Below are 12927 nucleotides of genomic sequence, written 5' to 3'. Positions count from 1 at the left end.
GTCCCGGCCCGTGGGATGGAAGTCGTCCAATTTGTGCCGCCGGCTCGGGCCGTGACTCAAGGACCGGTAGGGTCAGCGGATCCAGACGTAGCCTCACCGCATTCCCTCTGTACGCCTGAACTCGCCGGCTTCGTGTGTAGGAGTGTTCTCGTTGGAGCTGAGACCAGCTTCCACGCCGGGAGTCGGACGGGTGATTCGTGCTCTTGTACTAGTCGAGTGATCGCCGGGAAGGAGTTGAAGGAGCGTTTGCTCCCCCAAGGCTCGTAACCAGAGTGTGCCCTCGTGCCTTGAATGTGGTCTTACTGGCTCCGGGCCCAACTCTTGCGTCGCTGCGCTTTCGCTGTGACCGTTCTTTCGTTGGCTCACGCGTTCGCGTTATGTGAGTGACGCTGGGCAAGGTGGATGGCCGGCAACCCATGCGAAGGAACAAGTATGTTGTTGAAAGCCCTGGAAGCGGTGACGCGTGTGAACCTGGACCCGACACGGCATCCTCGTGCCCGCGCGAATCAGGTGGGTGTGGCTTTGAGCACTGGTTGGTGATGCGCAGTGTTTGCGTCCGCTGGTTCACATGACCATCCGAATTCTGGGGTAGTACGCGGACCGGTCTCTCAGCGCGTCATCGTAGGAACACTGAGCCTGCCCCGGCCACTTCATTCGGAAGATCGGCTGGAAATATTGACGGTTCTAAGGGCTGACGATGACGCAAGATGGAGGCGTCGTGTGGAGCTGGCTCCGTGTACGAAAGTGAAGATTTGCTCCGCCCGCAGGATGTGTACACGTCCTGCACCACGAGAAGCCGCTGTTGAAAAGTCTGAGAGCAGCGGTGGATATCTCTGTGGATAACTTTGTTGATAAGTCTGCCAGGTTGAAGTGTAGACAGCGAGCATCGTCTGGGTCTGTATCTGGCTGGCGGTCATAGTCCTTTGAAGCTCGTGTTCTTCGATGGCTCTGTTTCACGTGAAACAGAGCCATGGTCTTGAAGCTGGCCATTTTCACCCGAATTGGGCCTGATTTTGGGCGGTTGATCGCCCTTTGCGAGCACTTCGGGCCCGCGTTCGATCTGATTTGACCTGCGGAGCTGGATGTCGCCCTGATTCGCACTGATCGCGCCCAATACCCGGGTAGGAGGAGTTGTTCGAACTAACCCATTCATGCGGTGGATATCGCTGTGGATAACTTTGTGCATAACTTCTGACTGAACGGTGGATATCCGGCGCAGCCTCGACGCAGCCGCTGTGGAAGGCCGTCCCATGTTGGGGACTAGTATCGCCACTTTGATCGCCTATCGACGGGACCCCACGGGCTCCCAAGCCTAACGTGACCGGCGTTTTGAGCGGCCGGACATAGTCATGTTTCACGTGAAACGACGTCAGCCGACGGAGAAATTCTCGACCCTCAAGGCGGTACCGAGACGTCTCGGATGCAGGTCTGGGAGTACATCAACATGGGCCTTGGACGAAAGCCTGGTCCGCCGAGTTAGTGTCCGTCCACGGGACCAGCGAGTAGTCGCGCCCGCCTTCGATCTAGATCGAAGGCACGGACGCTTGTTTTGGGTCCAGCTTGAGTCCCACTTTCACGGGCGAAAGATCGGTAGACGATCGCCATGTACGGGCGACGAGCGAATCCTCAGCCATGGGATCTGTGGTCCGATCTTCAGCCTGTACAACCGGGCGCACCTTACGCTCCAGGATGTGCACCGGTCCTTCAATACACGCTAGACGTTTCGCGCCCCGCAAGTACCGAATGCCCTTCATCGCCCCCAGGTTCCGCGCTCCCTGCGGGCGAATCGGCCCGTTCCCACTCCTGGCTGTGCCGGGTGTTTAAGCTCATGGAAGCGGTGTCTGAGCGGTATGTCCTGTCCCTATGCGGTGTCCGCGGTTGCTGCGTGTCTGGATGATCACCCCCACAAGCCCGCAGTTGGTGTCTGAGTGCCTCCGTGCCGTGAGGCTGCCAGCTCGGAAGGAGGGGCAAATTCAGCCGAAGTCCAGGCAATAGTTCGCCCAGCGGAGGTCCGTCGTCGGTTCTGGGCTCGGGATTCACGAGCAAGCACCACTGTTGCCGGATCGATGCAGAGTTGCCTACGGTGCGGTACTGGGGTGCCTCGGACGACTGTCTTACGTTGGAATTGCGCGTGGAAACTGCCGGACGAGCTTAGTGAGGGGGGCGTGGCTTCAGCCAGACCGGACCCCATGCCAATTGGAAACACGATCTGTCTATCGGGCCTGGCCTTCGAGAGGCAGCCCGCCACGCTCGGGCTTGGTTCGGTCGCCTGGTCGCGATTCAACCCCCGAATGACGTGCCGGGGCAAATGGACGTCTGTTAGGGCGTGCTGTTTTCCCGGCCGCCGGCCCCGCAGGAGTTGGATGCAATGCTGTTCTTCTTGCCGTGTGCGAATGATGGCTGCTGGAGAAGATCCGGGCGCCTGGCCTGAAGGCGTAATCTTCAACGTCGCCCTTGTGGGTTCACCATGCAAGCTGCCCTCGAAGGCAGGCGCGCGGCCGGCGACAGGCGCGCGCGCATCTGAACCACTCTCACGCGCCAAGAAGCCAACGTCACGCTGCAAGATGCCAAACATCAGTCCTGGCGCCATTGAGAGAGATGTCTCTGCACAATGCCTTCCCGCACGCCTGACGGTGTATCCAGCCCAAGTGCACCGGTGGATCATCTTCTCTCAGTCCCTTGTCAGCAGCCTTCTTTAAAGTCTCCGATCGGAAAGCTACTGCGGACGCTGCACAGAAAGGGACTGAGTCCTTAGGCGCGGAAGCCCGCATATATGCAGACAGACACCCTAAATTGATTGATCGCGGTTGTATAACACCGGTTTCCGTAGAAACTAGGCGCCTCGATGCATCATCGCGCCACCGAAGGCGCCGTCTGGACACACCGGGAAGTGCGTGCGACGAGGGCGCCGTCTGGATACGCCGGGCAGTGCGTGCGACGAACCCAAGACCCAGGCTAATTGCCTTGGCATCCGCAAGATGAAGCGGAGACTACCAAGGACCAGGAATCCCGCGAGTGGGAACTGAAGCTTCTCTCGGCCATGCGTGAGTCGCCGTGTTGACGCATGTCGCGGTGGGACCTTACGCGCGAATCGTCCGCCCGCCCGCACCCAGTCAGCCCGAGTGATGTGCGGGATGCTCTCCGGACAGATCGCCGTTTCACGTGAAACATGAAGCACGGAAGGGCGCGCTGGCGATACGCATATGTACCGGTGTCGAATGGCCCGGAGCGTGCACGTGCACTCACCAAGTGGTGATTCCAAGTGGCGAGCAGGAAGCGGCGTTCAGTGGTTCCGAGAAAACGGGAACCTAGCCCACCTTGAGTGCGGCAGCGCTGGAGCCCGCCAGCCCGGAACGTGCCCGCAGCTCTCGTATTGATCAGCTATTACGTTTCACGTGAAACCGCGTCAGTTTCTACTTTCATGCATTTCTGGCCACTCGGAATTGGAAATCGACGTGCAGTTCGAGGACAAGAGTCGGTAGCTACGTTTCACGTGAAACGGTGCGTGTACCGAGTGCAAAAAGGTACCTGTCTGGAATTGATTCAATTTGGGAGCTTTCCTAGATCGTATGAGTGGACAACGCGGTTTCACGTGAAACAGTGGAGTGGAGGACTTCGTCGTTGACCGATCCCGCGGGCCACGCAGGTGTGTGGACCCCTCGGCATCGGTCCTGCCTTAGGAGACTCGACAGTAGTCCCCCTGTCCCCTTTGCTCTTTGCCGTACTTTCCCGGCAATTGCCCCACCACTGCCCGGTTCCAGCTCAGCAACGGACCCCACGACTATCTATGCCGTCTCCCAAAAGAACTGCCTGTTTTGAAATTGAAATAGGTCACAAAAGGCGGAGCCAAACTTAGGACAGCCGCCGCGCGTACCAGTGACCACCAATACCCCAGCAATCACCACCGGCGGCGAGGCTTGGACCCAGGACCGTGTGCCCGAAGGCACGAAAAAGCCGGTGGCCTTCGCTCAAGAGCGAAAACCACCGGCCGAATCAGAGGCGCCCGCTAAGGGACGCCAGACGTCCTAGGACAGGACGGATTCAAATTCCTTTTCGAAGAACTGCTTCGGCTTGGCGCCGATCACCGTGCTCTTCACTTCTCCCCCACTGAAGAGGTAAACCGCCGGAATAGACGTGATGCCGTATTCAGCGGCGATGGCTGGGTTGTCGTCGACATTCAGTTTGACGACATCGACCTTGTCTCCGTACTGGACAGAGATCTCGTCGAGGATGGGACCCAGCTTGCGGCACGGGCCGCACCACTCTGCCCAGAAGTCCACAATGACCGGCTTTTCAGCGGCCAGGACGTCGGTGCTGAAACTGGCGTCGGTAACGTTTTTAGCGTTGCTCATAATTCTTTCCCTTCGAATGGATGGCTGCTGTGCCGATTAGGCGTGCAGGTCTGCAAGATAGTGCTCGACGTCCAGGGCCGCGACACAACCGGAACCAGCGGCTGTGATGGCCTGGCGGTAAGTGGGGTCCACTACGTCGCCGGCGGCGAAGACGCCCTTGATGCTGGTCTTGGAGCTGCGGCCGTCGACGGCGATGGTGCCTTCAGGAGCGAGCTGCAGCTTTCCCTTGACGAGCTCCGTGCGGGGATCGTTGCCGATGGCCACGAAAACGCCTGTGACGGCGAGTTCGGACTCGGTGCCGTCGACGAGGTTCTTCAGCTTCAAGCCGGTCACCTTGTCCCCACCGATGACGTCCTCGACGGCGGTGTTCCACACGAAGTTGATCTTCTCGTGGGCCTGGGCGCGGTCACCCATGATCTTGGAAGCCTTGAGGGTGTCGCGGCGGTGCACCACCGTGACGGACTTGGCGAACTTGGTGAGGAAGAGCGCTTCCTCCATGGCAGAGTCGCCACCGCCGATCACTGCGATGTCCTGGTCCTTGAAGAAGAAACCGTCACAGGTTGCACACCAGCTCACGCCGTGCCCGGAAAGACGCTTTTCATTCTCGAGGCCGAGCTCACGGTATGCGGAACCCGTGGAGAGGATGATGGCACGTGCCTTGAAGGTCTCCCCCGTGGCGATGGTCACGGACTTGATGTCGCCGTCGAGGTCCAGTTCGGTGACGTCCTCGAACTGGATTTCAGTCCCAAAACGTGCCGCCTGCTTCTCGAAGCTCTCCATGAGATCAGGTCCCATGACGCCCTCGGGGAAACCGGGGTAGTTCTCGACGTCTGTTGTGTTCATCAGTTCGCCACCTGCAGTCACGGAACCGGCGATGAGCAGCGGGTTCATGTTGGCGCGTGCCGTGTAGACGGCCGCCGTGTAACCGGCAGGCCCTGAGCCTACGATGATGACATCACGTACGTTGGACGCGGTGTTTTCTGCGTTGCTCACTGGTGGGTGAACCTCTTCCTTAGTCGATGCACCGGATCCTTGCGGCCGGCCACATGGCACAACCCTATGTCGGCGCGGAATATTCCGATGTTCCCGGGGACCCTAATATCCGCCACCATTCAGGGTACCTTCCGGGAGCACAAGGCATCGAAGGAACAAGGCTCCGTTACCGGAGTTGACGGCCGCCCGGGACGCACGCGCCCCAAGCTCCCAGCGGAAGCAAACGCCAGAGCGGTGACAAGCGGCCGAAGGGTCTTCCCGCCGTCGGCTACTGGACCTTGATCTCCGCAAGGCGCAGGCCGAAACCGTAGCGCGTCTTCGGCGCGGTCAGCTTGGGCAGGGACTTAATGGAGATGATGACGTATTGGGCCGTTACAGGGGAACTGAGCGGCATGGTGAGCTCCGGTGAGGTGAAGCTGTTGGTGCCAACCAATTTGGCGCCGTCCATAGCCGGACGATCGTTGGTATAAACGTTGATGTTTCCACCGGAAGCGCCCAACTGGCTCAATGTGACGGATGTCACTTGCGAGGGTGCCTTGAGCTTGACGAGCAGCGAAACTCCATCAGGAGCGAGTCCACCCCAGTCCGCAGTGGCGAACTCCATGTCCGACCAGTAACTCGCGGCATTGCCGTCGTAAGCCTTGACCAGGTCTTTGTCGTAGGTCGCAGCGAACTCGAAATCGCCCATGCGAGTGACTCCATCAATGGCCGGAGGCGCTGCGACCGGAGGTGCTGATGCGCTGCTGCTCGGCTGGCCGGTCACCGTTTGGGACGCTGTGGAGGATTGCTTGGCAGCAGGCGACCCGCCGGGGATCAGGTTGCCGAGGTTGGTGACTGCCAGGATCAAACCCACGATCAAGACGGCGGCAAGGACCCCGCCCACGAGCCAACGGAAGGAACGGGGCTCGCGTACTGGTTCCTCGTCGTAGTATTCGTCCTCGTCGAGCGGCTCTGCCTGCTCACGCGCAGTCGACGGGAAGCTCGATGCTCCTCGGCTGTACCCGCCGGTAGCGGCAGCCGCTTCGCGGGAAGCGCCTGCGCCGCGGGAGCGGGCGTCGTCGTTAACGAAGCCGTAGTCGTCTTCGGACCAGAGGGAGACCTTGGATTCCTGGGCGGGGTTCGCGGAGGTAGGCGCGGGAGCGGTGGACGCTTGAACAGCCTGCGTGGCAGGGGGCGCCTGGATTTGCTGGGGAGCGGTCCGGTTAGACTCATCGGCCCGGTTCGATGGGGCGGCAGCCGAAGGTGCGGCTTCGACGTCGTCGCTGTTTGACTTGCCGGTGCCCTTAACGGCGGCCGCGGCCGCAGCGGCAGCCGCCCCTGCTCCGGCTGCCGCAGCGGCGATCCGGGAACCGATGCCTCCCGGGGCCGACGCCGGCCGGCTGGCGGGCATGGGAGGAACCACCGGGCGGCGCGGGTCCGCGGGTGACGCGGCGCCTGGTAGTGGTTCGCCGGCCGGATTCGGCTCGACCTCGTCGTAACTGATGTACTCGGCGTCGTGCTCTTCGTCGTCGTACAGTCCGTCGTAGGTCTCGGGCTCGTGGGACCGGGCCTGGCCGAAGATCTCGCTGCCGAGGGTGTCCGTGAAGAACGGTTCGACGTAAGGCGGGTTGGTAGCCACCACGAGGTCCAGCAGGTCAGGAGCGCTGCTGTGGTTGGTGATGAGGTACGTGGTGCTGTCGCTGACGCCGAGATCGAGGATCTGGACATGCCCGGGGCGTTCGCCAGTGGCTACCTCGCGGGCGCTCTTGGCAACCTGATCGGCGTTTCCGGGGCCCGCCACGAGGATGCTGACGGGTCTGTTGAGGACCTGGTCCACGCCGTCGAGCACCAGATCTTGGTCGTGCGAAGTCAACACGGTGGCTGTGACTTTGTAGCGGCCGCCAAGCACTGATCCGACATCGATCGGGTGGGACACGGGTTCCTCCTATGACTGTCCGGAAGCTGCGGGTCCTGAATACGGGATCCGGCCAGCCGGGTGACCCGTGGTCTGCAACTACCTGTATTAGTTTCTGATCCTAGCTGATTGGGCCGTTCTGGCTCCCGGTTTGCGAGGATGCGTCACCTTTTGCGGCGGGGTCCACCGCGGAAATAGGGGTTGTTTCCCAGCGTCCCCTGATAGGTGCGGCGGCCGGGCAACGGGATGCCTGGGCGGCCTGCGGCCCCCTGCGCGGTGCTGGGGATGTCTTCATCGGGCAGGTATGCCTTCTCGACGTCGGACCAAGCGTCCACCTTATCTTTCCCTTCGGCAGTAGCTCCATCGCGGACGTCATCCCACCCGTCCTTGGAAGGGATGGTCTGCAAGGCGGGTCCGGCGCGGAAGGATGCGGCGTCGAACTCGCCCGAGATGCGCGGAATGAGCCCGGTGTCGTCCGAAACTGTGGCGCGGACCGCCGTCGTGGGCTGCTTTCCGCCCGCGGACGGTGCCTTGGCGACCGGAACTCCCCGGCCGAGCACCGGGCGGAGCAAATCGCGCAGCTCACTGACGTGGAAGACGCGCAGGAGGAACAGATACGCAACGAGCATGACGGGTCCGACGACGACCACCGTCACCAAAGCGGCGAGCCTGCTGCTCCAGGCGAAGCCGTCAGCGTGATAGCTGCCCAGGAGCCATAGGGCCAAGGCGCCGGCGATCGCCGATCCCAGAGCGGCGTAGCCCATGCGAATGTACGAGTTTGCGATCCGGGGGCCGTCCACGTGGCCGAGGAGGCGACGCAGGAACCAGACGCTGATGACCACGGAAAGGATATTGCCGAGCGTATACAGGACGGCGATCGCGAAGATGATCCGGCCCACCGGCAGGAATTGGATGATGAACGCGCCCACAACGTTGAGCAGGGCCAGCATGAGCTGGATGTAGAAGGGCGTCCGGGCGTCTTCGTTGGCGTAGAAGACCCGGGACATCATGAAGTTGGCGCTCATGAACGGCGTGCTCAGCGCGAGGATCGTCAGCGTCTGGGCGAGCATGACGCCGTCCTGGGGGTTCCCGCCGGAGAAGAACATGCCCAGCGGTCCGGCGAGGGCGAACAGGGCCAGTGCCCCGAAGACAGTGGCGACGGCCATGGTCCGCAGCCCGTGCGAAAGTGCTTCGCGGAGCTCGGCTTTGTTGCCTGCCTGGGAGGCGTGGGCCATCCGGTTGAACAGCACCGTGGCGAGCGACAACGCGATGATCGAGTGCGGGAGCAAGTACAGCTGGCTGGCGACTTCCAGGACCGCGTTACCGGGGAGGGTGGCGGCAGCAGGGTCCCCTTCGTGCGCCAGGCGGAGCCGCTCGGAGCCGGGAATCGTGGCAATCCTCATGACGTAAAGGAAAGCGAGCTGCCCGACGGCGGCAGTCAGGAGCGTCCAGACGCTCAGTTTTGCTGCCTGGCCCAGTCCCACGCCCCGCCAGCCGAAACGCGGCCGGAGCCCGAGCCTCAGGCGGATCACCGGGACGAGGAGTATGGCGGTCTGCGCGATCACGCCGACGGTCGAGAATCCCGCGATCAGGAAGGTCTGGAAAGGTCCCCAATTGTCCAAAGTGTGGGGGTTGGTGATGTTGGCGCCGAGGATCCAGATGAACATGCCCAGTCCAGCGATGGCCACCACATTGTTCAGGATCGGCGCCCACATGGCGGGCCCGAAGGCGCCGTTGGCGTTGAGGACCTGGGTCAGGAGCGCATACAAACCGTAGAAGAAGATCTGCGGCAGGCAATAGAACGCGAAGGTTACGGCCAGCGATTTCTGCTGGGGTGAATAGCCCTGGGTCGTGAGGTCGATAACCATCGGCGCGGCCAGTGTGACCAGCGCCGTCAGCGCCAAGAGAACCAGCACCGCCAGCGTCAGGAGCCGGCTGATGTAGTCCGCGCCGCGGTCCGGGCCCTTGCTGGCTTTGATGATTTGCGGGACAAGCACGGCGTTGAACACACCGCCCGCCACCAGGAGGAAGATCAGGTTGGGCAGGTTGTTGGCGTTGATGAACGTGTCGTTAACCGTCGATCCCAGGCCCAGCGCGGCGCCAAGCATCCAGGTTTTGGCGAAGCCGAGGAACCGTGAAACGAGCGTCCCTGCGGCCATGACGGCGCTGGAACGGGTTTCTCCGGACTGGGTTGACTGGGTTGTTTTGGCGGCAGACATTGTCATTATCGTCCCATGAGCCGGGCTGCCTGATGCGTCAAGACCATATAAAAGGCCGCGTTAGAGGTGTTCGGGCAAGACTTCCCGGGCAAGATCGGCGATGCGCCGCTCATTGGGAAAGGACAACTTGCGGGCCAATTCCTGGAGCGGAACCCAAGCGGCATCGATGGCCTCTTGGTCGGGATCGTTCTCGATGGTCAGCTCTCCGCCCGTCGCACGCAGGAGGAAATGGTGCACCGTTTTGTGCACGCGGTGCCCGCTTACGGTGAACCAGTAGTCGATGCTGCCGAGCGGAGCGAGGACGTTGCCTTCGATCCCGGTCTCCTCCGCAATCTCGCGCACGGCTGCTTCTTCGTTGTTTTCCTTGCCCTCCGGGTGCCCCTTCGGCAGGCACCACTCGAGCCGGCCACCCCTATTAAGGCGGGCGATGATCGCAACCCTCAGTTCGCCGTCGGACGTGTCCACCACGACGCCGCCGGCGGAGACTTCTTCCACGGTCGGAAGGGCGGCCTGTGCCGGGTGCGGAGCGGGCGCGACGTGGGCACCAATTGCCGACGGCAATGGTGCGTTCGTCCTCCTGCCAGGAGCACTCGGGATCGGGTTGGCCATGAAGTCCACTCTAACGACTCTTGCCCGTTGGTGATGACCGGGACATGGACTCACGGTGACGTGCGGATGGCGTTCGGCCGTGATCCCGGTGCAGTCGCCACGCAATCACAGCGCAATGACAAGGATCCGGTGGGATGGCGCAGCGAAATCTGACAAGCTTAAGGAACTATGGCGCAAGTATTGGACAGTTCTTCAGTTAATTTCCAGATGGATCCAGTGGTCCTGGACCTCGGCCAGCGGTTTGTGGACGCTGGCTTTGAACTGTCGCTGGTTGGCGGGCCCGTGCGTGACCTCTTCCTGGGCCGTGTTTCGCCGGACCTGGATTTCACCACCGACGCCACGCCGGACCAGACCCTTTCCATCATCAAGAGGTGGGCCGACAATTTCTGGGAGATCGGCCGCGCTTTTGGAACGATCGGGATGAAGAAGTCCGGCTTCCAGATCGAGATCACCACCTACCGCGCCGAGGCCTACGACGCCGATTCCCGCAAGCCCGCGGTGGCCTTCGGCTCCTCGCTCCTGGACGACCTCCTACGCCGCGACTTCACCATCAACGCAATGGCGCTCCGGCTGCCCTCCTTGGAACTCGTGGATCCATTCGGCGGGGTCCGCGACCTCCACGCCTCGGTGCTTGCTACCCCTGGCTCTCCCGAATCGTCATTCTCCGACGATCCCCTGCGCATGATGCGTGCTGCCCGCTTTGCCGCGCAGCTCGGCGTCGCAGTGCACGACGACGTCCGCCTCGCCATGTCCGGCATGGCCGAGCGGATCAAGATCATTTCCGCCGAACGCGTGCGCGAGGAACTCGTCAAGCTCGTCAACGGTGCGCACCCGCGTGCGGGCATCGACCTCCTCGTGGAGACCGGACTGGCCGAATTCGTCCTCCCCGAGGTTTCCGCGCTGCGCCTTGAAGCCGATGAGCATCACCGCCACAAGGATGTCTACCAACACTCCCTCCAGGTCCTGGAGCAAGCCGCGTCGCTCGAGACGGGCCCGGACGGCCCGGTGCCTGGTCCGGACTTTGTGTTGCGCTTCGCCGCGTTGATGCACGACGTCGGGAAGCCGGCGACGCGCCGTTTCGAACCGGGCGGCGCGGTGAGCTTCCGCCACCACGACATGGTGGGTTCCAAGCTGACCGCAAAACGCATGAAGGCCCTGCGCTTCGACAACGACACCATCAAGGCCGTGGCCAGGCTTGTGGAGCTTCACATGCGTTTCTACGGCTACGGAGACGCGGGCTGGACCGATTCCGCGGTCCGCCGTTACGTCGCCGACGCCGGCCCCTTGTTGGAGCGCCTGCACCGACTCACCCGGTCCGACGTCACCACGCGTAACCAGCGCAAGGCGGAGCGGCTCTCTTTTGCCTACGATGACCTTGAGCAACGGATTGAGGTCCTGGCCGAACAGGAATCGCTCAATGCCATCCGGCCTGACTTGGACGGAGCGCAGATCATGGCTTTGCTGGGACTCAAACCCGGGCCCGTGGTTGGCCGCGCCTACAAGTTCCTGCTGGAGGAGCGCATGGAAAACGGTCCGCTGTCCCAGGAGGATGCCGAGTCCAAGCTCCTGGCGTGGTGGGCCGGGCAACCGGAGTCCGCCGTCAAACTTTCATCGGAACCAGCCGTCGATGCCAAAGCAGGCACCGCCGAACCAGAGGAGTCCTAAGTGAACCCTGCAGCCAAGCCTTCCCGGCCACAGCTCTGGATCATGCGTCACGGCGAGACCGAATGGTCCAAGAGTGGCCAATACACCGGTTTGACGGACCTTCCCTTGACGGTGGAAGGCGAACAGCAGGCGGTGGAAGCCCGCAAGATCCTGGAAGGCATCGACTTCGACCTGGTCCTGACATCGCCGCTGCGCCGAGCCCGGCGTACCGCGGAGTTGGCGGGCTTCCCCGACGCCGTTCATGAACCGCTCGCTGTGGAGTGGAACTACGGCGACTACGAAGGCATCAGCTCGGACCTCATCCGCAAAGACAACCCTGACTACCTCATCTGGTTCGACGGCGTTCCCAACGGCGAGACTCTCGACTCCGTGGCGGCCCGTGCCGACAAGATCATTGCCCGCGTCCTCGAGTCCGGAATGGACAACGTCCTGATTGTGGCCCACGGCCATTTCTCCCGCATCCTCACGGCCCGCTGGCTTGAATTGGATGCCCGGGAAGGACGCCATTTTGTCCTGGGAACAGCCAAAGTTTGTACCTTGGGATGGGACAAGCGGACGCCTGCCATTCTTCGCTGGGGACTGTAGGAAGAATTAATTTCTAAATTCTTTGTAATTGGCTGGTCAACAGTGCGATTCATGGTGTAACTTTATTTTTGATCCCAGAGCGATTCGCCGGGATTGAGGCGTGCACTATCCAGTCAGTCAACTGCGGTAGTGCCAAAGCAGAAAAGGAGGTTGGGAAAATGATTACTTTGACTAGCGGATGGAAGATGACCGTTGCTGGCACCCCGGCCTTTGCTGCTCGACGCCGTTTTGCGGCCTAACTCCCCCTGATGTACTTCCTCCCCTGATTCCTCGGGGCGGTTCACAGTGCAATCAGGCTTCGAGTCGGGCCTGCCATTGAGCGGTATCACGCGATCGACGTGGTGCGCAGTTTCCTCATAGTTCGGAACCAGCTTCTTGTTGGGGACGGCTGCCCCCTGGATACCAGGTACCGGAACTCCACGCTTCGGTACTGTTTACGGTCATTCGATAGATCCGCTTAATCCACCCACCATCGCCGGCATTCACATGCCTAATTCCGCCTTTGTTTTCTTCGAATTCAGGGGGGCTTAATTGGCTCATCGCATTTGAGGGTGTAGCGGGGGTGGGCGCGTCGTTGGCCGGATAGGGGTCGAGGTCTTCCGATGATGGA

General features: G+C 61.7%; 8 protein-coding genes. 2 read left to right on the top strand and 6 right to left on the bottom strand.

Annotation, left to right across the window (positions count from 1 at the left end):
- Window positions 1-4025 precede the first annotated feature (4025 nt).
- The 5 genes from trxA to AC3WJU_RS16035 form a co-directional block, all read right to left on the bottom strand.
- The gene (gene trxA / locus AC3WJU_RS16055) at window positions 4026-4352 is read right to left on the bottom strand and encodes a thioredoxin (protein ID WP_059388860.1); all 327 of its coding nucleotides are present in this window, start codon (window positions 4350-4352) and stop codon (window positions 4026-4028) included.
- A gap of 36 nt (window positions 4353-4388) precedes the next feature.
- The gene (gene trxB / locus AC3WJU_RS16050) at window positions 4389-5345 is read right to left on the bottom strand and encodes a thioredoxin-disulfide reductase (RefSeq protein WP_492260343.1); all 957 of its coding nucleotides are present in this window, start codon (window positions 5343-5345) and stop codon (window positions 4389-4391) included.
- Window positions 5346-5613: 268 nt separating this feature from the next.
- Entirely contained in the window at window positions 5614-7260 is a 1647-nt protein-coding gene (locus AC3WJU_RS16045; protein ID WP_492260342.1) for an ABC transporter substrate-binding protein, read from the bottom strand.
- 143 nt (window positions 7261-7403) lie between these two features.
- On the bottom strand, window positions 7404-9458 hold the full coding sequence (murJ, locus tag AC3WJU_RS16040; RefSeq protein ID WP_492260354.1) for a murein biosynthesis integral membrane protein MurJ: 2055 nt from the start codon (window positions 9456-9458) through the stop codon (window positions 7404-7406).
- Between the two features lie 60 nt (window positions 9459-9518).
- A complete protein-coding gene (locus tag AC3WJU_RS16035; protein WP_059388857.1) occupies window positions 9519-10019 on the bottom strand; it encodes an NUDIX hydrolase in 501 nt (166 codons plus the stop codon).
- A 216-nt stretch (window positions 10020-10235) separates the two neighbouring features.
- Here AC3WJU_RS16035 and AC3WJU_RS16030 point away from each other — a divergent pair, with 216 nt between their 5' ends.
- Window positions 10236-11732 carry a CCA tRNA nucleotidyltransferase gene (locus AC3WJU_RS16030; RefSeq protein WP_492260341.1) on the top strand — a complete coding sequence of 499 codons (1497 nt, stop codon included), beginning with the start codon at window positions 10236-10238 and terminating at the stop codon, window positions 11730-11732.
- Window positions 11733-12317 (top strand): histidine phosphatase family protein, encoded by a 585-nt coding sequence (locus AC3WJU_RS16025; RefSeq protein WP_059388855.1) that lies wholly within the window; start codon window positions 11733-11735, stop codon window positions 12315-12317.
- Between the two features lie 354 nt (window positions 12318-12671).
- On the opposite strand, the gene AC3WJU_RS16020 is transcribed toward AC3WJU_RS16025, so the two are convergent.
- Window positions 12672-12927 (bottom strand): hypothetical protein (locus tag AC3WJU_RS16020; protein WP_492260340.1); only part of this gene is annotated, 256 nt, incomplete at its 5' end.

Source organism: Arthrobacter sp. FW306-1B-F12A (assembly GCF_058781865.1).
The sequence above is the reverse complement of the archived record's forward strand: the minus strand, read 5'-3'. Positions and strand labels throughout refer to the sequence as shown.